Origin of the sequence: Mucilaginibacter aurantiaciroseus, from assembly GCF_024055595.1 — a bacterium.
Taxonomy (GTDB): Bacteria; Bacteroidota; Bacteroidia; order Sphingobacteriales; family Sphingobacteriaceae; genus Mucilaginibacter; species Mucilaginibacter aurantiaciroseus.
In genome coordinates this window covers 1,641,695-1,665,607 of record NZ_JAMXOF010000001.1, presented here as the reverse complement: position 1 = coordinate 1,665,607, position 23,913 = coordinate 1,641,695, and the positions used below count along the sequence as shown (strand labels likewise).

The 23,913-nt window shown below is 42.2% G+C and carries 30 protein-coding genes; 15 read left to right on the top strand and 15 right to left on the bottom strand.

The genetic code is table 11. From position 1 onward, the window contains the following. Positions 1-67: 67 nt before the first annotated feature. The 10 genes from mce (at position 68) to NAF17_RS07570 (ending at position 9,041) form a co-directional block, all read left to right on the top strand. On the top strand, positions 68-511 hold the full coding sequence (gene mce / locus NAF17_RS07615) for a methylmalonyl-CoA epimerase (protein ID WP_252757386.1): 444 nt from the start codon (positions 68-70) through the stop codon (positions 509-511). Beyond that, positions 508-960: a hypothetical protein gene (locus NAF17_RS07610; RefSeq protein WP_252757385.1), complete on the top strand. Its 453-nt coding sequence runs from the start codon at positions 508-510 to the stop codon at positions 958-960. The genes mce and NAF17_RS07610 overlap by 4 nt, the downstream gene beginning before the upstream one ends. 151 nt (positions 961-1,111) lie before the next feature. After that, the gene (locus NAF17_RS07605) at positions 1,112-2,509 is read left to right on the top strand and encodes a right-handed parallel beta-helix repeat-containing protein (RefSeq protein ID WP_252757384.1); all 1,398 of its coding nucleotides are present in this window, start codon (positions 1,112-1,114) and stop codon (positions 2,507-2,509) included. A 168-nt stretch (positions 2,510-2,677) separates the two neighbouring features. After that, positions 2,678-2,923 (top strand): type B 50S ribosomal protein L31, encoded by a 246-nt coding sequence (locus NAF17_RS07600; protein ID WP_252757383.1) that lies wholly within the window; start codon positions 2,678-2,680, stop codon positions 2,921-2,923. 64 nt (positions 2,924-2,987) lie between these two features. After that, positions 2,988-4,169, top strand: coding sequence for a putative sugar nucleotidyl transferase (locus NAF17_RS07595; RefSeq protein ID WP_252757382.1), 1,182 nt, complete (start codon positions 2,988-2,990; stop codon positions 4,167-4,169). Between the two features lie 96 nt (positions 4,170-4,265). Next, a complete protein-coding gene (gene tpiA, locus NAF17_RS07590) occupies positions 4,266-5,030 on the top strand; it encodes a triose-phosphate isomerase (RefSeq protein ID WP_252757381.1) in 765 nt (254 codons plus the stop codon). A gap of 92 nt (positions 5,031-5,122) precedes the next feature. Next, positions 5,123-5,959, top strand: coding sequence for a 50S ribosomal protein L11 methyltransferase (gene prmA, locus NAF17_RS07585; RefSeq protein ID WP_252757380.1), 837 nt, complete (start codon positions 5,123-5,125; stop codon positions 5,957-5,959). Positions 5,960-6,325: 366 nt separating this feature from the next. Further along, positions 6,326-7,180, top strand: coding sequence for a universal stress protein (locus tag NAF17_RS07580; protein WP_252757379.1), 855 nt, complete (start codon positions 6,326-6,328; stop codon positions 7,178-7,180). Between the two features lie 81 nt (positions 7,181-7,261). After that, positions 7,262-8,617, top strand: a complete 1,356-nt coding sequence (locus NAF17_RS07575) for a UDP-N-acetylmuramate--L-alanine ligase (RefSeq protein ID WP_252757378.1) — start codon at positions 7,262-7,264, stop codon at positions 8,615-8,617. 79 nt (positions 8,618-8,696) lie between these two features. Continuing rightward, positions 8,697-9,041: a helix-turn-helix domain-containing protein gene (locus tag NAF17_RS07570; protein ID WP_252757377.1), complete on the top strand. Its 345-nt coding sequence runs from the start codon at positions 8,697-8,699 to the stop codon at positions 9,039-9,041. A gap of 28 nt (positions 9,042-9,069) precedes the next feature. Here NAF17_RS07570 and NAF17_RS07565 read toward each other — a convergent pair whose 3' ends face one another. From NAF17_RS07565 to NAF17_RS07545, 5 genes are all read right to left on the bottom strand, one after another. Next, positions 9,070-10,200: a GNAT family N-acetyltransferase gene (locus tag NAF17_RS07565; RefSeq protein ID WP_252757376.1), complete on the bottom strand. Its 1,131-nt coding sequence runs from the start codon at positions 10,198-10,200 to the stop codon at positions 9,070-9,072. 92 nt (positions 10,201-10,292) lie between these two features. Next, a complete protein-coding gene (locus NAF17_RS07560; protein ID WP_252757375.1) occupies positions 10,293-10,496 on the bottom strand; it encodes a hypothetical protein in 204 nt (67 codons plus the stop codon). Positions 10,497-10,630: 134 nt separating this feature from the next. After that, positions 10,631-11,191: an SMC-Scp complex subunit ScpB gene (gene scpB / locus NAF17_RS07555; RefSeq protein WP_252757374.1), complete on the bottom strand. Its 561-nt coding sequence runs from the start codon at positions 11,189-11,191 to the stop codon at positions 10,631-10,633. 247 nt (positions 11,192-11,438) lie between these two features. Beyond that, a complete protein-coding gene (gene mqnC, locus NAF17_RS07550) occupies positions 11,439-12,563 on the bottom strand; it encodes a cyclic dehypoxanthinyl futalosine synthase (RefSeq protein ID WP_252757373.1) in 1,125 nt (374 codons plus the stop codon). Between the two features lie 90 nt (positions 12,564-12,653). Beyond that, positions 12,654-14,159: an ATP-binding cassette domain-containing protein gene (locus NAF17_RS07545; protein WP_252757372.1), complete on the bottom strand. Its 1,506-nt coding sequence runs from the start codon at positions 14,157-14,159 to the stop codon at positions 12,654-12,656. Positions 14,160-14,386: 227 nt separating this feature from the next. Between NAF17_RS07545 and NAF17_RS07540 the strand changes: the two genes are divergently transcribed. Continuing rightward, positions 14,387-14,524, top strand: coding sequence for a hypothetical protein (locus NAF17_RS07540; RefSeq protein ID WP_252757371.1), 138 nt, complete (start codon positions 14,387-14,389; stop codon positions 14,522-14,524). Positions 14,525-14,585: 61 nt separating this feature from the next. Further along, positions 14,586-14,750 (top strand): hypothetical protein, encoded by a 165-nt coding sequence (locus NAF17_RS07535; protein WP_252757370.1) that lies wholly within the window; start codon positions 14,586-14,588, stop codon positions 14,748-14,750. A gap of 86 nt (positions 14,751-14,836) precedes the next feature. On the opposite strand, the gene NAF17_RS07530 is transcribed toward NAF17_RS07535, so the two are convergent. The 4 genes from NAF17_RS07530 to NAF17_RS07515 all read right to left on the bottom strand — a co-directional run bounded on the left by NAF17_RS07530 (position 14,837) and on the right by NAF17_RS07515 (position 16,228). Beyond that, positions 14,837-15,274, bottom strand: coding sequence for a hypothetical protein (locus NAF17_RS07530; protein ID WP_252757369.1), 438 nt, complete (start codon positions 15,272-15,274; stop codon positions 14,837-14,839). 115 nt (positions 15,275-15,389) lie between these two features. Beyond that, positions 15,390-15,599 (bottom strand): hypothetical protein, encoded by a 210-nt coding sequence (locus NAF17_RS07525; protein WP_252757368.1) that lies wholly within the window; start codon positions 15,597-15,599, stop codon positions 15,390-15,392. Positions 15,600-15,764: 165 nt separating this feature from the next. Next, complete coding sequence (locus NAF17_RS07520; protein ID WP_252757367.1) at positions 15,765-15,953, bottom strand: hypothetical protein; 189 nt, start codon at positions 15,951-15,953, stop codon at positions 15,765-15,767. Continuing rightward, positions 15,950-16,228, bottom strand: a complete 279-nt coding sequence (locus tag NAF17_RS07515) for a hypothetical protein (protein ID WP_252757366.1) — start codon at positions 16,226-16,228, stop codon at positions 15,950-15,952. The genes NAF17_RS07520 and NAF17_RS07515 overlap by 4 nt, the downstream gene beginning before the upstream one ends. A 363-nt stretch (positions 16,229-16,591) precedes the next feature. On the opposite strand from NAF17_RS07515, the gene NAF17_RS07510 reads away from it, so the two are divergent. After that, positions 16,592-17,134 carry an RNA polymerase sigma factor gene (locus tag NAF17_RS07510; protein ID WP_256474472.1) on the top strand — a complete coding sequence of 181 codons (543 nt, stop codon included), beginning with the start codon at positions 16,592-16,594 and terminating at the stop codon, positions 17,132-17,134. Between the two features lie 20 nt (positions 17,135-17,154). Next, positions 17,155-18,255, top strand: a complete 1,101-nt coding sequence (locus tag NAF17_RS07505) for a S1C family serine protease (protein WP_252757364.1) — start codon at positions 17,155-17,157, stop codon at positions 18,253-18,255. Between the two features lie 275 nt (positions 18,256-18,530). Here NAF17_RS07505 and NAF17_RS07500 read toward each other — a convergent pair whose 3' ends face one another. The 3 genes from NAF17_RS07500 to pdxH all read right to left on the bottom strand — a co-directional run bounded on the left by NAF17_RS07500 (position 18,531) and on the right by pdxH (position 21,015). Further along, positions 18,531-19,757 carry an NADH-quinone oxidoreductase subunit D gene (locus NAF17_RS07500; protein ID WP_252757363.1) on the bottom strand — a complete coding sequence of 409 codons (1,227 nt, stop codon included), beginning with the start codon at positions 19,755-19,757 and terminating at the stop codon, positions 18,531-18,533. Positions 19,758-19,873: 116 nt separating this feature from the next. Next, complete coding sequence (locus tag NAF17_RS07495) at positions 19,874-20,371, bottom strand: NADH-quinone oxidoreductase subunit C (protein ID WP_252757362.1); 498 nt, start codon at positions 20,369-20,371, stop codon at positions 19,874-19,876. Further along, positions 20,368-21,015, bottom strand: coding sequence for a pyridoxamine 5'-phosphate oxidase (gene pdxH, locus NAF17_RS07490; protein ID WP_252757361.1), 648 nt, complete (start codon positions 21,013-21,015; stop codon positions 20,368-20,370). The genes NAF17_RS07495 and pdxH overlap by 4 nt, the downstream gene beginning before the upstream one ends. Positions 21,016-21,125: 110 nt before the next feature. Here pdxH and NAF17_RS07485 point away from each other — a divergent pair, with 110 nt between their 5' ends. Further along, a complete protein-coding gene (locus NAF17_RS07485) occupies positions 21,126-21,689 on the top strand; it encodes a YqgE/AlgH family protein (RefSeq protein WP_252757360.1) in 564 nt (187 codons plus the stop codon). A gap of 71 nt (positions 21,690-21,760) precedes the next feature. Here NAF17_RS07485 and tatA read toward each other — a convergent pair whose 3' ends face one another. The 3 genes from tatA to NAF17_RS07470 form a co-directional block, all read right to left on the bottom strand. Continuing rightward, entirely contained in the window at positions 21,761-21,916 is a 156-nt protein-coding gene (gene tatA / locus NAF17_RS07480; RefSeq protein WP_252757359.1) for a twin-arginine translocase TatA/TatE family subunit, read from the bottom strand. A gap of 75 nt (positions 21,917-21,991) precedes the next feature. Beyond that, the gene (gene purE, locus NAF17_RS07475; RefSeq protein ID WP_252757358.1) at positions 21,992-22,486 is read right to left on the bottom strand and encodes a 5-(carboxyamino)imidazole ribonucleotide mutase; all 495 of its coding nucleotides are present in this window, start codon (positions 22,484-22,486) and stop codon (positions 21,992-21,994) included. A 169-nt stretch (positions 22,487-22,655) separates the two neighbouring features. Then, positions 22,656-23,795: a 5-(carboxyamino)imidazole ribonucleotide synthase gene (locus NAF17_RS07470; protein WP_252757357.1), complete on the bottom strand. Its 1,140-nt coding sequence runs from the start codon at positions 23,793-23,795 to the stop codon at positions 22,656-22,658. Between the last annotated feature and the right edge of the window lie 118 nt (positions 23,796-23,913).

Genomic DNA, 23,913 nt, shown 5'->3' with positions numbered 1-23,913 from the left:
CCTCGCCTGTCGGGGGGGATTGAGAGGAGCTTAAAAAGCTACTGTTTATAACTAACTAAATCAATAAATGAACAAGATAGAGCACATTGGCATTGCGGTTAATAGTGTTAATTTGGCCGGTAATATCTACGAAAAGTTGCTTAACACAACCGTTTATAAAACAGAGGATGTGGCAAGCGAAGGCGTTAAAACCGCCTTTTTGCAGGCGGGGCCCAACAAAATAGAATTACTGGAAGCCACCAACCCTGATAGCTCCATAGCCAAATTTATAGCAAAACGGGGCGAAGGCATCCACCATATTGCTTTTGACGTAACCGACATTATTGCCGAGATGGCTCGATTAAAAGCCGAAGGTTTTGTTTTGTTAAATGATGTACCCAAGCAAGGCGCGGATAATAAACTGGTTTGCTTTGTGCACCCCAAAGGGGCGAACGGAGTTTTGATTGAGTTGTGCCAGGAGGCCCCCCAACTCATTGAAGGGGGAGCAGTTGCTGAATTGAGAACAAGATGAAATTTATAAGACTGATCTTATTTACAATCATTTTTAGCAGTTGTAAAACGCATTATTTAATTACTCCACAGGCCGAGCTAAAAGATAGCCCTTGTAAAACATCACAAACAGGGGTTAATGTACGAATAAAAAATATAGGCAAAATAGCATTTACTAAAATAGCAGTTATCTATGATGATAAAGAAATTACATTTTCTGGTTTAAATTCAGGGGATTCCACATGCTATAAAAACCTACCATCATTATGGGCTAATAATTCGGTTATAGTGTTTTTCTCAAAGCAGCCCGAATTTTACATTAAACTAATGGGTATGGCAATTGATCACGTAAGTGAAAAGCAAATTATAAACGGTTACGCAACTATTAACATTAAAATCACAGAAGCTAAGGGGCAGTTAAGTTTTAATGAGAACGTAACCTTGGATAAAGAGCTGCTGATACAGCGGTAGCCAAAGAAATACTTTTATTCAAGGGCGATTCGAATTATCGCATTCTGCGCTTTCAGCCTTCTACATTATAGGCAAAAACTCAATTTTTAATCTTCACTTCACCATAACATTATTAAAAAACCAACGTATAATACACCCAATTGATTAGAGCATGAAAAGATACTTAGTGAGATGGATGGCAGGTGTAATGGTAGTACTATCTTTTGTGATGTGCTCAAAAGATATTGCAAAAATTGTAAAACCGGCTGATACCACCCCGGTAGCAACGGCAATAGGCCCTACCCCAAATACAGGTAACCCAACACACACAAAACCCGCAAGTAGCGTCACCTGCTCCTACACTGTAAAAGCTTCCGACTGGTCGCTTGACGGGGCTACTTTCGGTCCCGGTTCGGTGATCTGTATCCCGGCAGGTACACGTGGCGCGCTATTGCTTAAAAATTTTAAGGGGACAGCCGCAAGCCCTATAACTATCATAAACAAAGGGGGGAGGGTTACTTTCACTGCTGCAATTACGGCTTCGTACGCTTTTAAAACGCAAAATTGCCAGTATATTAAAATACTGGGCAATGGCACTGCCGGCGTTAAATATGGGTTTGATGTAAACGGCGGCAACATCGGCATAACGATGGATGACCTGAGCAGCGACTTTGAAATTGCCAATGTGGAGGTGCGTAATAGCGGTTTCGCTGGCATTATGGCCAAAACAGATCCATCGTGCGATGTGGCCACGCAGCGCGGGCATTTTACCATGCGCAATGTGTCGCTACATGATAATTATGTTCACAAAACAGGCGGTGAGGGGCTTTACATAGGTAATTCGTTTTATGCCGATGGTGTATCAATTGCCTGCGGTAAGGTTTTGCCGCACGATGTGGTAAATGTTAAGGTATACAATAACCAGCTTGATTCTACAGGTTGCGAGGGCATCCAGGTGGGCAGCGCCGTTTCGGATTGCGAGATCTACAGTAATACCATTAAATCGCCGGGATTAAAACCTTTTGCAAGCGGCCAGGATAACGGCATCCAAATAGGGGAAGGTACCGGTGGTAAATGTTATGGTAACCTTATTAAAGATGCGCCCGGTAACGGTATTATTGTTTTGGGGCTTGGCGATAACGTAGTATTTAACAACTATATCCTTAATGCAAGGACGCACGGCATCTTTGCCGACTCCAGGTATACACCGGGCCCGGGTTTTGTGTTTATTAACAATACCATTGTTGCGCCTGCCCAAAACGGGATAAAACTAAACTCGGAAACTGTCCTCATGAACACGGTTATCAATAACGTAATTATCAACCCGGGAGCAGGTGTCGCGATAGCTAAAAAAAGCACCGGTGTTAAACTAACGGCTTTAAACAATTATGGCAGTACTGATATTAACACCTGCAAATTTGTAAACTATGGCGGCGGAGATTTCCATTTGCTATTAACATCGCCGCTAATAAATGCCGGAGCAAACACAGCTGGGTACGGCGTTACTACCGATTATTTTGGCAAAGCGCGCCCGTTTGGTGCCTATGCCATTGGTGCAACAGAGTATTGATAATTATGGCGCAGACAAGGGGTTAGTTTACGCTTTAAAGTAACTATTAAACTATCAAACAGTACCTATCAACACAGTGTTAAAAACTTTTCATCAACCTATTTTTACTTTTAAAAACTATTTGTATATTTGCACCTCTTTTATAAGAAAGAAAAGTATACAATAGCAATGAAAAAAGATCTGCACCCATCAAACTATAGGTTAGTTGTTTTCAAAGACATGTCAAACGACTACTCTTTCATAACCAAATCATGTATCGAAAGCCGCGAAACCGTTAAATGGGAAGATGGCAACGAATACCCATTGATCAAATTAGAAATTTCACACACTTCACACCCGTTCTACACAGGTAAAATGAAGTTAGTTGATACCGCCGGCCGTATAGATAAGTTCCGTACACGTTACAACAGGTAATCAATATTTTAATAAATATTTATAAGTTCCCCGCAAAACGGGGGACTTTTTTTATTTTTGGGCCATGGCAATCATCCTTTTTGACGACGACGCTCGTAATACCCTTCTTCCGTTAACCTACACCCGCCCGGTTGCCGATCTGCGAATAGGGATCCTTACAATCGCTGAAAAATGGGCTAAATATTTAAACTCCGACTTTTCTTTCCGTACCGAAGCATACCTGCAAGGCAAGTTTCCATTGAATATCCACGATGATAATATTTTTATCAATGGCGCTGTTTGCCCGGATGAAGCTGTGGTTGCAGCTATAAATAACTTAAAAAGTGGAGAGGCTTTGAGATACGAGGATAAATTGGTTGCCGTTAAGCTGAAAGATGTTTACGCCGACAACTTTGACCCGTATGGTAAATATTCTAACGAAACAGTTTATACCGGGGAGTTAGTAATAATAACCCATCCCGAAGACATTTTCCGTAATAACGATACCGAGATCCGTAAGGATTTTAAACTGCTTACCAAAGGCCGAAAAAGCGCCAAACTGAGCAATACCAACACCATTATTGGCGATGATTTCTTCGCCGAAGAAGGCGCGCAAGCCGAATGCTGTACCTTCAGCACCATAAACGGCCCTATATACTTAGCCGCCAATACCGAGGTTTGGGAAGGCACTAACATTAGAGGCCCGTTTGCTTTGTGCGAATACTCGCAAATAAAAATGGGAACCAAAATTTATGGCGCTACTACCATTGGCCCTTACTGCCGCATAGGTGGCGAGGTTAACAACGCCGTGATTTGGGGATACTCCTCAAAAGGGCACGAGGGGTACCTTGGCAACGCCGTGATAGGGGAGTGGTGCAACCTTGGTGCCGATACCAACAACTCTAACCTTAAAAATAATTACAGCGAAGTAAAACTTTGGGATTACCCAACGCAAAGTATGCGCCCAACTGGACTGCAGTTTTGCGGCCTCATCATGGCAGACCACGCCAAAAGCGGCATCAACACCATGTTTAATACGGGTACTGTTGTAGGTGTAAATGCGAACGTTTTTGGTGGAGGATACCCGCCAAACTATATTCCCGATTTTTCCTGGGGTGGGGCTGATGGCTTTGTAGAATACGGTTTTGAAAAGATGATGGAAACCACCGGCCGTGTAATAGCCCGCCGCCCGCACCGCAAGTTTGATGATGCCGAAAAGGCGATACTTACCGAGGTGTACGAATTAACAAGGCCTTTAAGGCGGTGAGTGGAGAATGGTTCCTATCGATCAAAAAAATATAAAATAAACTTTAAACAATACTATGGACTATCGACGATGGCCCATAGACTAAACAAAACCAAAATGAGAAAAAAAATTGTAGCCGGAAACTGGAAAATGAACCTTGATTACAGCGAAGGCTTAGCGCTATTTTCTGAAGTGACTAACATGGTTAAGGATGAAGCAACCGGCAACCAGCAGGTTGTAGTTTGCAGCCCCTTTATTCACCTGCACAGTTTGGCTCAGTTAACCAAAGGCTACAATAATGTAACTGTTGGCGCACAAAACGCACACCAGGCCGAAAGCGGCGCTTACACAGGCGAAGTTTCTGCACGCCAGGTAAAGTCTACCGGTGCCCAGTACGTTATTCTTGGCCACTCGGAACGCCGCCAGTATTTTGGCGAAAGCAACGAGCTTTTAGCTAAAAAAACCGATACCGCTTTAGCAAACGGTTTAAAACCTATCTTTTGTATTGGCGAAACTTTACAGCAGCGCGAAGCTAAAGAGCATTTTAATATTATTAAAAGCCAGTTGGTAGAAGGTATTTTCCATTTAGATGCCGATAAATTTGGCCAGGTAGTATTGGCTTACGAGCCGGTTTGGGCAATTGGTACAGGTGTTACCGCAACGTCTGACCAGGCGCAGGAGATCCACGCGTTTATCCGTGCGGAACTTGCCACAAAATACGGTCAGCAGGTTGCTGATGACACTACTATCCTTTACGGTGGAAGCTGTAACCCTAAAAACGCTGCAGAGCTTTTCGCTTGCGCGGATATAGATGGCGGCCTTATCGGCGGCGCATCCTTAAAATCACGCGACTTTACAGATATTGTAAAAGCATTCAACTAATTTAGATTTGAGATGTTAGATATGAGATTTGAGACAAGCTGCGTAGGTTGTTAAGTCTCATATCTCACATCTCAATACTTATATCTACAATAATGAATTACTACGAATTACTCTTCACCACCATCACTACCGAAGATTACCAGCAGGACTTGCTGATAAATGCTTTGGGGGATATCGGTTTCGATACTTTTGAGGAACTCGACCTTGGCTTTAAGGCCTATATCCCGGTAGATAATTTTAATCAGGAGCTGTTGGATAATACGCTGGAGATCTACCGCGAATCGTTCACATTTAGTTACGATATCACACTTATCCCGCAAAAAAACTGGAACGAAGTATGGGAAAGTAATTTTGAGCCTATCCAGATAGGCGACCAGGTTTTTGTGCGTGCCACTTTCCATGATGGAAATACGGATATCCCTCACGAGATCATCATCGACCCTAAAATGGCATTTGGCACCGGCCACCACCAAACCACGGCCATGATCATGGGGCTGATGCTGGAGAATGATTTTGTAGACAAAAAGGTGTTGGATATGGGCTGTGGAACAGGCATCCTGGCTATCCTTGCTGCCAAACTTGGCGCTAAAGATATCACCGCTATAGATTATGACGATATTTGCTTTGACAGTACTATCGAAAACTCGGCACTGAACAAAATTAGTAACATAAAAGCCCTTTGCGGATCAAAAGAAGCTATCCCAGATGAGCAATACGATATTATTCTGGCCAATATCAACCGTAACATCCTTTTAGACCAGATGGAGCGTTATGCCGAGGTTCTGAAACCCGGCGGCGAGATCTATTTCAGTGGTTTTTACGAAGACCCCGACCTCGAGATCATCACCGACGAAGCCCGCAAGTATAACCTCAAATACATCACCCACAAAAAAGATAAAGAGTGGGTAGCGGCTAAATTTATATTGTAGGCTGCACCTATTATTTTTTTGATTTTAATGATTACACCGATTGTAAATCAAAATCGGTGTAATCATTAAAATCTGTTTAATCCCGGTAATTAGTAGCCCAGGGTGAAGCGTTGTTTCACAAACTGATTATTTTCCAACTCGTTACTTCGCCCGAATCGCAAAGTAACTTCATCATGTGCATAGCTATTGCGAACCGTTCGTTCATTGTAATGATATTTATTACAGTATAACTGTATTGTGAATTTTTATTAGACCAAGCAGGATAATTATTATGAAACGATGGTAACAATGCAACAATATTAACCGCCTAAATTTGTTTATAATAAACTTTAAACCATCCCGGTCAAAGTATTTAAACTCGTCAATATGAAAACCTACCTCGTACCTGTCGATTTTTCTGACGCTGCTTTCAACGCCGCTAATTTCGCCGCCCAACTAAGTCACCAAAGTGATGTAAGTACCATAATCCTGATGAACGCCTATTACATATCGCCTTACGAAACTATGCTGCCTAACCCGGATATGGTGATGCTACGCGAGGAAGAGGTAGAAGAAGAGGCAAAAGGCCGCATTGCGCAGTTAAACAAACTGAAGCATAAACTAAGCAAAATAGTGCGAGAAGGAGTTGAGATTATAACCCGCCTAAATCGCTCGCACTTGTTGCGTGCTGTGGTGGATGTGATTGAGGAGCAAGATGCCGACCTGGTAATATTAGGCAGCATTGGTAATAGCACCCTTAGAGAGGGGCGCCCGGGTATTGGCAACCACGTGATCAAAATATCTAAGCTAAGCCCGGCGCCGGTAATTGTTGTCCCGCCTGCCTATACCTACCATTTAATAAAAGAAGCCGTTATAGCCTGCGATTTTAAAAAGGTTAAAGAAAATATCCCGATGGCGTTTTTGCACAAGCTTTTAGGTAAACAAGCTATTAAACTGCTGGTATTAAATGTTGATACCGAAGGTAAACATGCGGGTAAGGACCCGGAGCAACTTGCCGAAGAAAGTGCCCTGCACGATATGCTTAAGGCATTTAAACCAAAATATTTTTACGAGAACCATGCCGATGTACTTACGGGGATACTTGATTTTGCCAAAGAACAGAAAGCGCAAATGATAATTGCGCTACCGCATAATTATAGCTTTTTACGGTCGATATTGCACAGCAGTATATCGCAGCAATTGGCCAAAAATTCAACCATACCGGTAATGCTGTTAAAATAATGCTTTATATTTAGATAATTGTTGCCGCTACAGCTGTTTTTACGTTTATTTGTCGCATAATTGCTACACTAATAATTATTGATGAGGGTACATTTTATAGCGATAGGGGGAAGCGCCATGCACAACCTTGCCATCGCTTTGCATAAAAAAGGATTTAACGTAACCGGTTCTGATGATGTACTGTTCGAGCCCTCGGCTTCGCGCCTGGGTAAGTACGGGATCCTGCCGGCGCAGGAAGGGTGGGATGCTGAAAAGATAACTGCTGACCTCGACGCAGTTATCCTTGGGATGCATGCCCGTATCGATAACCCCGAACTGCTAAAAGCGCAGGAACTGGGCATCAGGATCTATTCGTACCCGGATTATATTTACGAGCAATCAAAAGATAAAATCCGTGTGGTGATTGGCGGCAGCCATGGCAAAACCACCATTACCAGCATGATATTGCACGTGTTGCAGCAAGCCGGTAAAAAGTTTGATTACCTGGTAGGCGCACAGCTGGAAGGGTTTGAAACCATGGTTGGCTTAACGCATGATGCCCCGGTGATGATCATCGAGGGTGACGAGTATCTGGCTTCGCCGATAGACAGGAGGCCGAAATTCCACATCTATAATGCGGATATCGGCGTAATAAGTGGTATTGCCTGGGATCATATCAACGTATTCCCAACGTTTGATAACTATATCAACCAGTTTAAGATCTTCGCTGAAACAATCCAGCCAAACGGTAAGCTTATCTACAGTGAAACTGATGAAGTGCTGTACACGATGGTGTCGAAGCTAAATGTAGACGTCGAAAAACTACCTTATAGCTTACCCGAATACACGATAGATAACGGCATAACCAGTATTATCGCCGATGGCAAAACCTACGAATTGGAAGTATTTGGGCAGCATAACCTGCTGAATATGCAGGCAGCCCGTTTGGTATGTGAGGCATTAGATATTAGCAGCGCCGATTTTTATCAGCACATCACCACTTTTAAGGGCGCTGCCCGCAGGCTGGAAGTGGTTGGTAAGAATGATAACTCGACCATCTTTAAAGATTTTGCGCACTCGCCATCAAAATTAACGGCTACAATTGACGCAGTTAAGGCACAATTTCCTGATAGGCAGTTGATTGCATGTATAGAATTACATACCTTTAGTAGCTTGAACAAAGATTTTTTGAACGAATATGCCGGTACGATGGACAAGGCCGATAAGGCAATTGTGTTTATAGACCGCAAAATATTTGAACAGAAAAAGATAGAACCATACCCGGCGGAGGCGGTAAAAAAGGCCTTTGCGAATGCTGATCTGCTGTTTTTTAACCAGCCGGCAGAATTACTGAAATACCTGGAAGGCCTAAACATTGCCAAGAGCAATTTTCTGATGATGAGTTCTGGCAATTTTGGAGGTATAAATTTAGTAGAACTTAAAAATAATTTACTATAAATTTGCTGATTGTTAGTTTGTTATTAGAAAAAACTGTAACTTTATTAACTGTTGAGAAACCTTACCTAATTAAACTCATATGAAGACACTTGGAAAAAAAATCCGGTTACTACGCCACCAAAAAGGGTGGAGCCAGGAAGAAGTTGCTAAACGCTTAAGTATTTCTATTCCCGCATTCTCAAAAATTGAAACCGGTATCACCGACATTAACCTTTCTCGCCTTGAGCAGATCGCCGTTTTGTTTGAAATGACTGTAGTTCAGTTGCTTACTTATAACGAAGTAGGGCATGATAAACAAATTGCCAGCGAGCTGGAAAACGTTAGCAAAAAGTTGATGGACCGCGAAACTGAGGTGATAGACTTGCAGAAAAAGGTTATTGAGCTTTTTGAGGAACTACGCCATAAAAAAGTAGCTACCGCCTAAAAATATCATATTAATAAACCCGGGTAATTTATTCGGGCTTATTAAATATATGGCGCATTGTTAAATGTTTTTTGCCAAATGTTGCACCCACAGCGGTGTGTATGGCAATCATTTTGTCGTTAAAATCGCCCACCCACGATAATTCCAGCTCATCGTATTGTTTTAGGGGCAACACATATTCCTTTAGTTTGATGAACAGGCACGATTCCAGCCCATGCTTTTGATACTTTTGTTTAGTGCCCATTACAATAGCCCGCATGCGCGATACACCTTTCAACTTGCGGTATAAAAAGGTGAGTTTTCCCCTTAAATTTAGTTTGCCGTTTAATGGTTTTATCATTTGATTGGCATCGGGCAGTATCACTATAAATGATGCCGGTTCACCGTTAACATAGGCAAACCATATTAGTTTCTCGTCCATAATGGCTTTCATTTTCTCAAAGCTTTCCAGGATGGTGCCATAGGTTATCGGCACAAAATTCTCAAAATCCTGCCAGGCATCGTTATAGATCTCAATGAAATCCGCCGCGAATTTTGCTATTTGGGATGATTTGAAATGCTCAAATGTATAGCCGGGCTTATTCATTACCCAGGTAGCAATTTTAGTGAACCGCTCCGAAAAGGGCTTATTTACATCCAAATGGTTAGTGATCTGCTCGTATTGCGTTTTAAACCCGTAATCCTCAAAAAAAACTTTGTAATAGGGCGGGTTATAATTCATCCCGTAGGATGGCGGCGTAAAGCCTTCAACCAGTAAGCCCCAAAAGTTATCGTTCTCGCCAAAGTTGATGGGGCCATCCATGGCTTGCATCCCGTTTTGCTGCAGCCAGTTTTTGGTGGTATCAAACAGTAAATAAGCGGCCTGCTTATCATCCACACATTCAAAAAAACCACAGCCACCGGTAGGCTGCTCGTACTGATAAGCTTTTTCGTTATTAATAAATGCCGCTATCCGGCCAATTAGCTGCCCGTCATCGTCCCGCAAAACCCAGCGGGTTGCAACACCATGGGTATGGAAATTGTTCTTAGCCGGGTCGAAAACCGCCTCAATATCATTATCCAGCGGGCAAACCCAGTTCACATCATCTGTGTAGATAATGCGCGCGACATCCAGGAATGCGGTTTTATCAGCCTTGCTTTTAACTTCGGTGAGCTTCATCCGGGGTGGGGTAGATTGTGGGTTTAGCAACTATAAAAAAAGCATCCAGCGTTTGCTGAATGCTTTGAAGATATATTATTATCGACTATAAATTAGTCGTCGTCTTCATCATCGTAAGGGTCGTAACCGGTGTCAAAACCAACCAGGTCATCATCCAGGGGAGTGTCTTCGTCAAAGTCGTCATCGTCGTCTTCTACCTTTTTACCCGGTTTTGGATCTTCGTCATCAAAGTCATCATCCTCGTCGTCGTTGGTCTTTTTTGTAGAGGTGCTCAAAGGTTTTTTTGGAGTTGCCATTTTAATAAATGTTTATTCGTTAAAACTGATATCGGTTAACCTATTTGTTTTGTCCGTTTTTCGATGTGCTATATTCAGCATTATTTATGAGTAAAAATAGTCAAAATCATTTTTAATTAAAACCATTTTTCAATTTATTCGGTTTGCTCGCCAATAGCCGAGCTGTTATCGGTAATTTCCTTAAGCTGTGGCAGTTCGGTAATATCGTTTATGCCAAAGTAATCCATAAATAAACCGCTGGTACCATAAAGGATAGGTTTACCCACACTTTCGGCCTTCCCGGTGATGGCGATAAGTTCTTTTTCCAGCAGTTTTTGGATCGAGTAATCGCAGTTTACCCCGCGAATCTGCTCCACATCTGTTTTGGTTACCGGCTGTTTGTAAGCGATAATGGCGAGGGTTTCTAAAGCGGCCTGGCTCAGTTTCTTTTTAGACCGCTGCATTTGCAACAGGCTGATAGCCGCGTGGTATTTCTTTTTGGTAAGGAACTGATACCCGTTGTTGATCTTCACCACCTCAATGGCAAGGGCATCATTTAGATATTTTTGGGTAATGATGTCTATTTGTTGGTTGACTTCATCGGCAGTGTAATCGTGCTCAAAAGAAGCCTGCAGGCAATAAATGATCTCCTCGGTACGGATGCCCTGTTCAGATGCAAAAATTAGCGCCTCAATATATTGCTCAATATTATCCATGAGGTGCAAATATATTATAAAGGAGGAAAATTTAAAGGTTTAGGATAAAAACCATAATTACCTGTTGGGTTGTTGGTGACAACACCAAAAAGGGCGAAACAATTTTTAAGATGATTTATGAGTGGTGGCCGGGCGTACTTTACATCACAATAAAACGCAAATCAGGGTCGAAAAAAGGTGAACGAAAGTCGAAAAAAAGTTATCTAAAACTGCCCCATTTCCTGCTTTTTTAACAAATATTCTTCCCTTAATAATCTATCACCTGCTCTTCAATCTCGGCAGGTACATCGCGCCAATCGTATTTTTGGGTGCGAAGTTGTGGTTCAAAACCGGCTTCTTTAATAGAATCCTGGATACCTTTGGCAGTAAAGCGGTGTGGTGCGCCTGCTGCAGATACCACGTTCTCTTCAATCATTATCGACCCAAAATCGTTAGCGCCGGCATGCAGGCAAAGCTGTGCCACCTGTTTACCAACCGTTAACCATGATGCCTGTATGTTTTTTACATTCGGCAGCATAATACGGCTCAGGGCAATCATACGGATGTATTCGTCGCCGGTAACATTGTTAGTGATACCGCGCACTTTACGTAATAATGTGCCATCATCCTGGAAAGGCCATGGAATAAAGGCCACAAAACCGTGATGACCTTCGGGCTTCTCCGACTGTACGTCGCGGATCCAAACCAAATGCTCAAAACGCTCTTCGATAGTTTCGATATGGCCGAACATCATGGTGGCAGATGTAGGCAGGTTAAGTTGATGGGCCGCGCGCATTACATCAAGCCATTCCTGGCCACCACATTTACCTTTCGAGATCAGGCGGCGTACGCGGTCGTTCAGGATCTCGGCACCTGCACCAGGCAGCGAATCTAAGCCTGATTCTTTCATTGCCTTCAACACGTCGTAATGGCTCATATTCTCCAGTTTGGCAACGTGGGCAATCTCGGGTGGGCCTAAAGAGTGTAATTTTAATTTTGGATAAAGCTGTTTAAGTTCGCGGAACAGGTCGGTATAAAATTGAAGGCCCAAATCAGGGTGATGGCCGCCTTGCAATAAAAGCTGGTCGCCGCCAAAACGGAAGGTTTCTTCAATCTTCTTTTTATAGGTCTCTATATCAGTAATATAAGCATCCTCATGCCCCGGTCGACGGAAGAAATTACAGAACTTACAGTTAGCGATACAAACGTTGGTGGTGTTCACGTTACGGTCTATCTGCCAGGTAACTTTGCCATGCGGCACTTGGATTTTACGCAGCTCGTTGGCTACGTACATCAGGTCGGCCGTAGAGGCATTATTGTAAAGGTAAACCCCTTCATCAATGCTCAAAAAATCAAAAGCTAAAGCACGCTGTAACAGTTCGGCTGTATTCATGTACAAATATACGTAGTGGGAGGGTAAAGGCGAAAGGTTAAAGGTGAAAGGTGTTGTTGGGTTGACAATAGTTTTGTCCACTGCCTACTTTTAACTGCCAACCACTTCCCCCTTATCCAATCTCAAAACCTTATCCACGCTATTAGGTATCTCATGTTGATAGTGGGTAACATATATCAGGGTTACGTTACTGATGCTGCAAATGGAATCAACCACGGCTTTAAAATGCTGCTGCTGGTGGTCGTCCAGTCCCTGGCAGGGTTCATCAAATATAAGCAGGGCGGGGTTTTTGATCAGCCCCCGGGCAAGCAGGCAAAGGCGCTGCGCGCTTGCGGGGATGTTTTTGAGTAGCTGACGGGCATATTTATCTATCTCTAAAGCCTTCATCCATCTGAGCGCAAGGTCGGTGCGTGATTTTAAACTTGGTCGGAAAAGGCCCAGCGTATCATAAAAGCCACTTTCTATCACCTGCAGACAGGAATTATCCGTAGGAAAGTATTGGTATAGCTCGGGCGATACAAAGCCTATTTTACTTTTAACGTCCCAGATACTTTCGCCCGTGCCGCGCTTTTTATCAAATAATATAATGTTGTTGGCGTAAGCCTGCGGGTTATCTCCGTTTATTAAACTTAGCAGGATGGATTTACCCGCGCCATTAGGCCCAAGCAGTGCCCAGCGCTCGCCGCGATTTATTTGCCAGTTAATTTTATTAAGAATGGTTTTATCGCCATATTGGATGTGCACATCGTTCATGCTAACGATTTGGTTGTAGTTATGGCTGTCGGCAGATGTATTCAGTAGTGTTTTAAGTGCATCTGCATCAACAACCATTTTATTTACTGTTTGATGTTCACTTGCTTCAAATTCTTGTTTGCTGAGGCTTCGGGTTACAGCACCACTATCTAAAATAACCACATTAGTTATACAATCCGTAATCTCAAACGCCGATGTTGCCATTATAATGCTGATGCCAGACGCAGACACCTCGTTCAGTAATTCATTGAATGATTTGCGGGTATCTACATCCATCCCCGTCATGGGATTATCCAACAATAATATTAGGGGGTTTTTGAGCAAAGCGGCAGCTATCATCAATCGTTTGGTTTCGCCGTTAGATAGTTTGATGGTTTGCTTATCGCACAGGTCGGTTAAGTTTAACGCTGCTATGGTTTTGTCGAATGTCCAGTAAGCAGGGTTATGTTGATTAACCTTTACGGTTTGCAGGTATTGGTTTACGGTTAAGGTATCTTCCGAATCAGATGAGTTGTAGCGTTGTTGGTAATAAAAGTCGGATGTATTAGACAGCGTTTTAAAATGATGCTTTGCACCAACGGATGCTATAAAGCGATGGAAGGTTACCAATTCTTCGCTTTGCATTGTTTTGTGTACATCATCCATAAAATGATGCGTAATAACACCGCAATTGATACCCATGTTGCCCGCAATGGTTTGCAGTAAAACACTCTTGCCTGATCCGCTTTTACCAACCAATGCCCAGTTTTCGCCTTGGTTAAGTGTGAAAGTTAAATTTTGGAACAACGGAAGGTTGTTAAACTTAACATATATTTCTTTGAGGATAATTAGTGGCTTTATCATTACGCGGTGAATTTACAAATCCCCGTTAAGATATTTCGTTGAATATTAAATATACCACCCTATAAGGGCGGATTTTAACGATGGAATGATTTTATTAACTTATTAACATTTATTGGTTTAATTAAAAAACAATTTTTAGTTTAGTGAACCTTATGAAAGATTGCGAATTTGAGCAAGTGAAGAATTAAATTTTTTAGTATTAATTATTACCCCCCAAATAATTTGCTATGGACCTATTATTAGTTGCTGTTGAAGCCCTTGTACCGATGAGCCTATTGGCTATTTTTATTGTATTGATTGCAGTACAATTTTTGCCAACCGACAACACAGAGGCAGAGGAATCTGACTCAAATATCTTGTTGTAACAAACGGTTTGATTATTGTATAAAGATTTTTTATCATAAAATCTTTATACAATAATCTACCATGAAAAAACTCAACTCATTATTACTCGCATTAGCAATGGTTGCTTTTAGCGGATGCTCAGTTATCGGCGGTATTTTTAAAGTCGGCGCAGCTGTGGGTATCATCGCTGTCATTGTTGTTATATTACTTATTATTTGGCTTATATCGGCTTTTAGAGGAAGATAGTAAGCCGGATTGCTACTGCCTGATTATTAAAAAATAAAACAGGCCCTAATAAAAAAAAGAAAAGGCGCCAAAAACGGGCCCCTTTTCTATTTGGTTATTTTAACGTCTTCGAGTTTCCAGCTTTTACGATCGGCCCAGTCTCCGCCGGTATAAGATAATTTTACCTGCCAGGTCGATTTTACAATATGCCCGGTGCTATCCTGCGCATCAACGGTTGATGATATGTTGTAATTGTTATTAGCCGTATCAATATCTGCTACAAAAACATTTTTGGGGAAGTTTGCCGTGCCGGGTTGTTTAAGCTCGTCGTTAACAAAAACCTTTGCAATGGCAAAAGCTTCTTTTCGGTTTGGCTTACGGTTTACATGTACCCTGCGGTTTTGCAGTACCCGTAGCATAAATACAATAAACACCAAGGCAAATAAAATACTGAAGATGGTAGCAATGCGGATGCGGGGGTGATGCTTCCAGTGAGTGTTCTTTTTATCGTCATCGCTCAGGTTATTCCATTCCGAGTATTTCATCTATAGGGTGTTTTACCATTAAACAATTATATGGGCGAATGTTTTGTGAGGAGAAAAATCAGGCACAAAAAAACGCCCTACATTAAAGCAGGGCGTTTCTTTTAAAAAAAAGAGATTACATTTTTTTAGTAGTATCTTTTTTAGTTGTGTCCTTTTTAGCTGTAGTATCCATTTTAGCAGTTGAATCAGGAGTTGCAGCAGAATCCATTTTAGCTGAATCCATTTTAGCTGAATCTGCAGCAGCAGAAGAACCTTTACCTTTACAAGCAGCAGCAGAAACTGCGATAGCCAAAGCTAAGAAAGCGATTTTGAAAGAATTTTTCATCGTTTTGTTTTTTTAAGTGATTTAATAGTTTTTCGGTAGTTAATACCTAAAACAAAAAAAGGTAACCCTGATTTTTCGAAAAAAATTAGGGTTACCCATAAAAAAACTTAAAAAACTTAAAAAATTATTGCGTAACTCTCTAATTTTTAACCCGGTTAGGTTAAATTATTTTTTAGTAGTATCTTTTTTAGTTGTGTCAACTACAACAGTAGTATCCTTTTTGGTTGTGTCAACTACAACAGTAGTATCTTTTTTGGTTGAATCAGCAGCAGATGCAGAACCTTTACCTTTACAAGCAGCAGCAGAAACAGCGATAGCTAAAGCTAAAAATGCGATTTTGAATGAATTTTTCATGTTTTGTGATTTGTTAATGTAAGTATTTTATTATTGTTGGTTGTTAATACCGCTTCCTGAAAAAGGTAACCCAACAATTTTATTTTTTTTGTGGTATCAACTTTAACAGTGTCGGTACCTTTAACAATAGTATCTTTTGTTAAGGTTGAATTAAGTTTAAGAACAGTATCTTTTTTTGAAGTGTCGCCGGCGTCAGCAGGTTTTTTGCTTTCGCAAGATGCAACAGTAAACGCAATAGCTAAAGCTACGAAGGTGGTTTTGATCGGATTTTTCATTTTATTGAGTTTAATGTTTTGTGATAGTTAATATCCAAAACAAGAGGAGGTAAATTAACGGAAAATTAATTTTGTTCATTTTAAGGGGGCAGGGCCTACTTTTAAACGCTTAATTCGATCCTTATTTTTATGAGAATTATACAAGTATTAGAATTATTTTATTTTAATACTTGTATGGTTTTTGTTCGTTTATTATCAAACTCGAAATTAATGCCGCGTTATTCTATTATTTATTTACCGATATTGCGGTTTGTCTTAATCAGGTTGTGCTGCAGCGGCATGGCATCAAAAAATAAATCAAATTATTGGGTTACAATTCAATATAAAAAGTATTAAGTAGTGAATAATCAGTTAAATGTGGAAATGCCGACGGATAGTGAAGTGATCATTGGGATCTTAAACAACTCCGACAGTGTTTTGAAAAAGTTATATCTGGCTTATTTCCCTATGGTTTTACAGCTCGTCATCAATAATAATGGTAACGAGGATGAGGCCAAGGATATTTACCAGGAGGCTATAATAGTTCTTTACAATAAGGTTAAGCGTGGCGATTTTGAGCTAAGCAGCAAGCTTAAAACCTACATATATTCGATATGCCGGCGATTATGGCTAAAACGGCTTAAACAGTTAAATAAGTACGGTGGGGATATTAAAGATTTCCAGGAGTATTTGGCGGTTGAGGATGAAGTAGAGAAGCACGAGGAACGCGATATGCAGCTTAATAAAATGGGCGATGCATTAAAGTTACTTGGCGAACCCTGCAAAACCATTATGGAAGATTTTTATATGCACAACCGCAGCATGCAGGATATATGCGAACGGTTTGGCTACACAAATGCCGATAACGCGAAAACGCAGAAATACAAATGCCTGCAAAGGCTGAAGAAATTATTTTTTCAGCAATAATTAGAGAAAGGGTAAAGAGAATGAAAGATAACCAACTTTTAGAAATGATTGAGCGCTACCTAAGCAGCGAAATGCCTGCTGATGAACGTGCCCAATTTGATGCATTGCGTAAAAAGGATGCTACTATAGATGCTAAAATTGCCGAGCATATAGAGTTTACATCTTTATTAAAGCAATATAACGACCGTTTAAGTCTACAAAGCAGGTTAGACGAGATACACGATGAGATTGATGTACACACGCTTAAGGATGACCTGATGGCGCATCCATCATGGGTGGTGCAAATGTGGCGTAACCACCATTCTAAAATCTCGGTAGCGGCTTCAGTAGCTATTTTCGCTGTACTTACTATACTGTATTTTACAGGTGACTTAAGCAACCGCGACCCTCGTTTTCAACAATTGAAACAGGAGGTTGACCGCGTAAAAAGAGAACAGTCTAAATTGGGTGCTAAAACCGACAATATTATTAAAGCCAATAAAACAGGTCCTGCTATTTCCGCAAAATTTAGCGGTACAGGTTTTGCGCTTACCGGTAACGGTTATATTGTTACTAACTATCATGTAATTAGCGGTGCCGATTCTGTGTATGTGCAAAATGCACAGGGCGAATCCTTCCATACCAAGGTTGTTTACACCGAACCACAGTATGATGTAGCTATCCTGCAAATAATCGACCCTGCCTTTAAAAACCTTGGTACAGTGCCATATAGCTTCAAAAAGAGTAAAAGTGATTTAGGTGAGGCCGTGTATACATTGGGTTACCCCGGCGACGATCTTAAGTTTGGCCCGGGCGCTTTAACCGCAAGCACAGGTTTCCATGGTGATACCACCGAATATGAATTGTATATCCCGGTTAATCCCGGTAACAGTGGTGGCCCTTTAATGGATGATAAAGGAAACGTTATTGCTATTATTAACGGTAAACAAACCCAAACACAAGGTGTAGCATACGCGGTAAAATCAAACTACCTGCTTAAAGCCATCCAAAGCATCCCTGCCGATTCTTTAAATAAATCGCTTAAGCTAAGTACAAAAAATACTTTAACCAACTTAAGCCGTACCCAGCAAATAAAAAAATTGCGCAACTACGTATTCTCGGTAAAGGTTTACAATCAGTAAAAAAATCAACAATTAATATATCCGAAAAGGGAGGCAAGAAATTGCCTCCCTTTTTTTGTTTTCAACAAATATCAGTCCCACTTTGTCGAATACTTATGCCCGCTACGAATGGTTCGACAGGTTCACCATGACAAAAGTATATTGATTTATTATAAAAGGTTTTTTTTAGTCCCGGCTTGTCAAAGACTTATACCCGCTATTAACGGTTCGACAGGCTCACCAGACAAAATGAGGAGAAGCTTTCGCACCTATTGACTCTAACCGTCTTAACTATCTTACCTATCCACTTCCCCCAACACAAAGTCGAGCGAGCCGATTATGGCTATCAGGTCGGCTATCATCACGTTTTTGCCTAATTCGGGCAGTACGGATAGGTTGTTAAAACTCGGCCCGCGCACCTTACCACGGAAGGGGATCTCGGAGCGTTCGTTGTTATGTACAAAGTAAAAACCCAATTCGCCTTTGGCACCTTCGCAACGGGCGTAGTAATCCTGCACTTTTGGGGTGAGTTTACGTGGAAGTTTCGCACGAGGGTCAAACTCGGGTGTGCGTTTTAATTCGTTTTGCAGACGGTTAAGACACTGCTCAATGATTTTCAAGGATTCCTGAATTTCATCTACACGTACCTTGTATCGGTCCCAGCAATCGCCAACGGTGCCCATCAGGCCTTTACCTACCGGGATATCAAAATCCAACTCGGAGTAAACGGAATAATTATCAATCCGGCGCAAATCATACTTTAGCCCCGACCCACGCAGCACCGGGCCGCTGCAACCGAAGTTAATGGCTACATCCATCGGCAAAACGCCCACGTTGGCGGTTCTGCTAATAAAAATTTGGTTATCGGTAAGTAGCTGGTTAAGTTCAACCATTTTGGGTTTAAAGTAATCTACAAACTCGCGGCAGCGTTCTTCAAAGCCAACGGGTAAGTCGTAAAATAAACCACCCACCCATATATAGTTATACAGCATGCGCGAGCCAGAAGCCCATTCCAGCATGCCCATAATATGTTCGCGGTCGCGGAAACACCACAGGAAAGGCGTAAAGGCGCCAATATCGATGCCGTAGGTACCAATAGCTATGAGGTGCGATGCAACGCGGTTAAGTTCGCAAACCAGTACGCGGATGTATTCTATTCGTTTGGGGATATCTTTATCGATGCCCAGCATTTTCTCCACGCCCATTACCCAGGCATGGCTGTTATTCATAGATGCCAGGTAATCCAGCCTGTCTGTAAAAGGTATAGTTTGCTGATAAGTAAGCGATTCGGCATGTTTTTCAAAACAACGGTGCAGGTAACCAATGTGGGGGATAACCTCTTTGACTATCTCGCCATCGGTAATTAACTCCAGCCGCAAAACCCCGTGCGTAGACGGATGCTGCGGCCCCATATTGAGTACCATATCCTCCACCGCCGCATCAGCGATCTTTTGCTGGTAGCGGTAAAGTGCTTCGTTATATTTTGAAACTTCTACGTTCAATTTCTTATTTCTGAGCGTCATTGCGAGCGTAGGGCGGCAATCTTCTATAGGTATGTCGCCGACTATTCTATCGAAGATTGCTATGTCGCTATCGCTTTTCGCAATGACGTTATTTATGTATGTTTTTTAATCCGAAATCAATCAACCTTTATCCCCTTATAATACTCCGCTGCTTTATAATCTTTCCGCAACGGATAGCCTTCCCAATCATCAGGCAATAAAATTCTGCGCAGATCCGGGTGGCCTTCAAAGAAGATTCCTACCAGGTCGTATGCTTCGCGCTCATGCCAATCTGCAGTCCGGTAAACGGATACAATGCTTGGGAATGATGGTAAATTATCTTCGCTGCGGTCGTTCTCCCGGCTGATTTTCAACGTTAGCTGTAAATGATAAGGGATAGACGACAGGTGATATACTACCCCCAAACGGCCGGCTTCCACACCATAATCCATGCCGGTAAGGCAGGATAGGAAGTCGAAATAAGTTTTGGGATTATTGCGTAGCTCCAAACAAACCTCAACTATGCGGTTTGGGTTTATGAGTAGGGCGGGTTGCAGGCCGGTACGTTCTTCTCCGGTAATTACATCGTCGCCAAACTTTTGGGTAAGCAATAATTTAATATCGTCAAAACTCATGGCGCAAGGCGAACAATTTTCCAGTTTTTATTATCGGTCTTCTTATAAACAATCCTATCGTGAAGGCGGCTGCGGCGGCCCTGCCAAAATTCAATAAGGCGCGGCTTAAGCACGTAGCCACCCCAGTAAGATGGTTTTGGAACTTCGCTATCGGCATACTCTAATTCTAAAGCGGCCATTTTTTGTTCCAGCTCCTCGCGGCTGTTAATTTCCTGGCTTTGCGGCGATGCTGCTGCACCAATCTGGCTCTTCTTTGGGCGCGAGTGGAAATATTTTTCAGAATAATTCTTATCCAGCTTTTCTATATTACCTTCAATACGAATCTGGCGTTCCATATCTCCCCAGTAGAAAATAAGGGCGCCAAGCGGATTTTTAGCTATCTCTTTACCTTTGCGGCTCAGGTAGTTGGTGTAAAACTTAAAGCCATCATCGCTAAAGCCTTTTAATAAAACTATTCGGGCGCTTGGGCGGCCATCCAGCGTAGCGGTAGCCAGCGTCATGGCGTTTGGCTCGTGCACTTTGTAATTAATGGCTTCGTTAAACCATTTATCAAACTGGCGGATGGGGTCGGCATTAACGTCGGTTTCGGTTAACGAAGCCGCGGCGTAGTCCTGCCTTAAATTTTCTATATCTTTCTGATCCATTATCGCAAACTTACAAATTAATTATACCGTACATACAAGTACACTGTTCATTTTATTTACCTAATGAACATATTTTTACATTAAGTGTTATTTATTTAAATTTATAACCTATGCTAAGTCCCATCGCGGCGGCTGCGGGCCGTTTATTAATATCCGAACCATTTATGCCCGACCCTAATTTTAAGCGGTCGGTTATCCTGCTTACCGAATACTCGGAGGCCGGTGCCATGGGTTTTATCCTTAACCATCAAACCGAAATGATGCTGGGCGATATTTTGCCCGACGTTTCCTATTCGAAGATCCCGGTGTACATGGGTGGGCCTGTTGCCGAAAATACCCTGCATTATATTCACCGCTGCCCCGATAAGGTCGATGGCGGTATCGAAATTTGGGATGGTATTTTTTGGGGAGGAGACTTTGAGCAGATCAAAGAATTGATCACTAATTATCAGTTAACAGAAGACGAGATCAAATTCTTTACAGGATACTCCGGCTGGACACAAGGCCAGTTAGACGATGAACTGCGCGAGGATGCCTGGATTGTAGCAAACAAGTTTGAAACCGACGCCATCTTCAGCAATAGTGAGCACAACCTTTGGAAAGAAGCAGTGATAAGCCTTGGGCAACGTTACGCGCATATCGCCAACTTCCCCGAGAACCCTACGTTAAATTAACACCGCGACATACATAACAAAAAGCCTGTAACTAAATTAGCTACAGGCTTTTTTGCATAATGTTGTCACGACTATTCTTTAGTCGCTGTCGTAGTTTCCGCATCGCCTTTGGCATCTTTAAAAGATTTCATGCCTTCGCCTAAACCGCGCATTAACTGAGGTATTTTTTTACCTCCAAACAATAGCAGTATTGCTATGATAATGAGGATTATTTCTGGTGCTCCCATGATTTTTTATTTAATATTTTGGTTGTTATTTAAAGATACGCTGTATTGATGTAAAAGGTTTTGATTTAAAGAGGTTTATTTACCTTCCATCTCTGCAGCCGAAGCTTCTACCACTTGTTTTAATTTTTCTTTAAAGGCGATAAGGTTAGCAACAAGGTACTCATCTGCAGTAGATAAGATCTGCGCGGCTAAGATCCCTGCGTTTTTTGCAGCGTTTAAAGCTACTGTTGCTACCGGGATACCGTTAGGCATTTGTAAAATGGATAAGATAGAATCCCAGCCATCGATAGAATTGCTCGATTTTACCGGAACGCCAATTACCGGCAAGTGCGTTAATGATGCCACCATACCCGGTAAATGCGCTGCACCACCTGCACCGGCTATAATCACCTTTATGCCACGATCTGCAGCGGCACGGGCGTAGCTAAACATCCTATCCGGCGTGCGGTGTGCCGATACAACAGTTATTTCGTACTCAACACCCAGCTCTTTTAAAACATCTGCAGCATCCTGCATAACGTGTAAATCGGACTTGCTGCCCATAATGATGGCTACTTTTATTTGGCTCATATTTGTATTATTTCAAACCGTCATTGCGAGGTACGAAGCAATCTCTTTAGCCTCACCCTGCCCTCTCCAAAGGAGAGGGTTCTGATGCGCTTTTTAAAAATCCTCTCCTTTGGAGAGGATTTAGGTGAGGCCTCTTCCTCGCAATGACGCGCGGGTTTCTAACTAATTACTACGCTATAACTTTCAGCGTTTGCTGTACATATCTTGCTTTCTCTATTGCTTTCTCTCTATCACTATCAATTATAGTAACATGCCCCATCTTGCGGAAAGGTTTTGTTAAGGCTTTACCGTATAGGTGCACATATACCCCTGCACATTTTAAGATCTTTTCTATGCCTTGGTAAACTGCAGGGCCTTCATATCCGGCTTCGCCTAAAATGTTTACCATTATGGCGTTGCTAAGGCAGGCGGTATCACCCAGTGGCTGATCGAAGATAGCGCGCAGATGCTGCTCAAATTGCGACACTACGTTACCTTCAATACTTTGATGGCCGCTGTTGTGCGGGCGCGGGGCAAGTTCGTTCACCAATATCTTACCGTCTTTGGTCAGGAACATTTCAACGGCAAGGATGCCTACGATGTTTAACGTTTCAGCGATGCGTTTGGCAATGTTTTCGGCTTCCATCTGCACCTCAAACGGTAGGGTAGAAGGTGAGATTAAAAACTCTACAAGGTTAGCTTCCGGATTAAACTCCATTTCTACCAGCGGGAAGGTTTTTACTTCGCCGCTTTCGTTACGGGCTACTATTACGCCTATCTCTTTTTCAAAATCGACAAGGCGCTCAATCAAACTGGGTTCAGTAAAGGCTTTGGCTAACGAGCTTTCGTTGTTAACGCGGTAAACACCTTTGCCGTCGTAACCATCGCGGCGCAACTTCTGAATATATGGGAACGGGATATGGCTTGACCTCAATTGCTCAGGCGATGAGATCACCTGGAATTCGGCCGTAGGGATGTTGTTCTCTTTAAAGAACTGCTTTTGCAAGCCTTTATCCTGTATCAGTCTAATAATGCGCGACTGCGGGTAAACTACAACGCCTTCTTTTTCCAGTTGCTCCAGCGCGTCAACGTTTACTTTTTCAATCTCGATGGTAAGCAGGTCAACCTTTTTACCGAAGTTGTAAACGGTTTCGTAATCGCTAAGCGAACCCACAACAAACTCGTTGCAAAGCCGGCGGCAGGGTGCCTCGCGGTCGGGGTCGAGTACCTTAACGGTAACGTTATAATTTATTGCCTGTTGTATCAGCATGCGCCCAAGTTGGCCGCCGCCTAATATCCCTAATCGTAAGTCGCCGTAAAATGCTTTCATGTGTAGGCTGCAAATTTACCTAAATCTTTTAAATAGCGGTCTAAGAATTATTTCTTAGATATATGCTGTAAAAAAACCCTGTCAAAAGCACATTTTATCGTCACAATTCCACCACAAT

Excerpts from the sequence above, each read along its gene's own strand:
- mce (WP_252757386.1), top strand. The coding sequence starts at position 68 with ATGAACAAGATAGAGCACATTGGCATTGCGGTTAATAGTGTTAATTTG.
- NAF17_RS07610 (WP_252757385.1), top strand. The coding sequence starts at position 508 with ATGAAATTTATAAGACTGATCTTATTTACAATCATTTTTAGCAGTTGT.
- NAF17_RS07605 (WP_252757384.1), top strand. The coding sequence starts at position 1,112 with ATGAAAAGATACTTAGTGAGATGGATGGCAGGTGTAATGGTAGTACTA.
- NAF17_RS07600 (WP_252757383.1), top strand. The coding sequence starts at position 2,678 with ATGAAAAAAGATCTGCACCCATCAAACTATAGGTTAGTTGTTTTCAAA.
- NAF17_RS07595 (WP_252757382.1), top strand. The coding sequence starts at position 2,988 with ATGGCAATCATCCTTTTTGACGACGACGCTCGTAATACCCTTCTTCCG.
- tpiA (WP_252757381.1), top strand. The coding sequence starts at position 4,266 with ATGAGAAAAAAAATTGTAGCCGGAAACTGGAAAATGAACCTTGATTAC.
- prmA (WP_252757380.1), top strand. The coding sequence starts at position 5,123 with ATGAATTACTACGAATTACTCTTCACCACCATCACTACCGAAGATTAC.
- NAF17_RS07580 (WP_252757379.1), top strand. The coding sequence starts at position 6,326 with ATGAAAACCTACCTCGTACCTGTCGATTTTTCTGACGCTGCTTTCAAC.
- NAF17_RS07575 (WP_252757378.1), top strand. The coding sequence starts at position 7,262 with ATGAGGGTACATTTTATAGCGATAGGGGGAAGCGCCATGCACAACCTT.
- NAF17_RS07570 (WP_252757377.1), top strand. The coding sequence starts at position 8,697 with ATGAAGACACTTGGAAAAAAAATCCGGTTACTACGCCACCAAAAAGGG.
- NAF17_RS07565 (WP_252757376.1), bottom strand. The coding sequence starts at position 10,200 with ATGAAGCTCACCGAAGTTAAAAGCAAGGCTGATAAAACCGCATTCCTG.
- NAF17_RS07560 (WP_252757375.1), bottom strand. The coding sequence starts at position 10,496 with ATGGCAACTCCAAAAAAACCTTTGAGCACCTCTACAAAAAAGACCAAC.
- scpB (WP_252757374.1), bottom strand. The coding sequence starts at position 11,191 with ATGGATAATATTGAGCAATATATTGAGGCGCTAATTTTTGCATCTGAA.
- mqnC (WP_252757373.1), bottom strand. The coding sequence starts at position 12,563 with ATGAATACAGCCGAACTGTTACAGCGTGCTTTAGCTTTTGATTTTTTG.
- NAF17_RS07545 (WP_252757372.1), bottom strand. The coding sequence starts at position 14,159 with ATGATAAAGCCACTAATTATCCTCAAAGAAATATATGTTAAGTTTAAC.
- NAF17_RS07540 (WP_252757371.1), top strand. The coding sequence starts at position 14,387 with ATGGACCTATTATTAGTTGCTGTTGAAGCCCTTGTACCGATGAGCCTA.
- NAF17_RS07535 (WP_252757370.1), top strand. The coding sequence starts at position 14,586 with ATGAAAAAACTCAACTCATTATTACTCGCATTAGCAATGGTTGCTTTT.
- NAF17_RS07530 (WP_252757369.1), bottom strand. The coding sequence starts at position 15,274 with ATGAAATACTCGGAATGGAATAACCTGAGCGATGACGATAAAAAGAAC.
- NAF17_RS07525 (WP_252757368.1), bottom strand. The coding sequence starts at position 15,599 with ATGAAAAATTCTTTCAAAATCGCTTTCTTAGCTTTGGCTATCGCAGTT.
- NAF17_RS07520 (WP_252757367.1), bottom strand. The coding sequence starts at position 15,953 with ATGAAAAATTCATTCAAAATCGCATTTTTAGCTTTAGCTATCGCTGTT.
- NAF17_RS07515 (WP_252757366.1), bottom strand. The coding sequence starts at position 16,228 with ATGAAAAATCCGATCAAAACCACCTTCGTAGCTTTAGCTATTGCGTTT.
- NAF17_RS07510 (WP_256474472.1), top strand. The coding sequence starts at position 16,592 with ATGCCGACGGATAGTGAAGTGATCATTGGGATCTTAAACAACTCCGAC.
- NAF17_RS07505 (WP_252757364.1), top strand. The coding sequence starts at position 17,155 with ATGAAAGATAACCAACTTTTAGAAATGATTGAGCGCTACCTAAGCAGC.
- NAF17_RS07500 (WP_252757363.1), bottom strand. The coding sequence starts at position 19,757 with ATGACGCTCAGAAATAAGAAATTGAACGTAGAAGTTTCAAAATATAAC.
- NAF17_RS07495 (WP_252757362.1), bottom strand. The coding sequence starts at position 20,371 with ATGAGTTTTGACGATATTAAATTATTGCTTACCCAAAAGTTTGGCGAC.
- pdxH (WP_252757361.1), bottom strand. The coding sequence starts at position 21,015 with ATGGATCAGAAAGATATAGAAAATTTAAGGCAGGACTACGCCGCGGCT.
- NAF17_RS07485 (WP_252757360.1), top strand. The coding sequence starts at position 21,126 with ATGCTAAGTCCCATCGCGGCGGCTGCGGGCCGTTTATTAATATCCGAA.
- tatA (WP_252757359.1), bottom strand. The coding sequence starts at position 21,916 with ATGGGAGCACCAGAAATAATCCTCATTATCATAGCAATACTGCTATTG.
- purE (WP_252757358.1), bottom strand. The coding sequence starts at position 22,486 with ATGAGCCAAATAAAAGTAGCCATCATTATGGGCAGCAAGTCCGATTTA.
- NAF17_RS07470 (WP_252757357.1), bottom strand. The coding sequence starts at position 23,795 with ATGAAAGCATTTTACGGCGACTTACGATTAGGGATATTAGGCGGCGGC.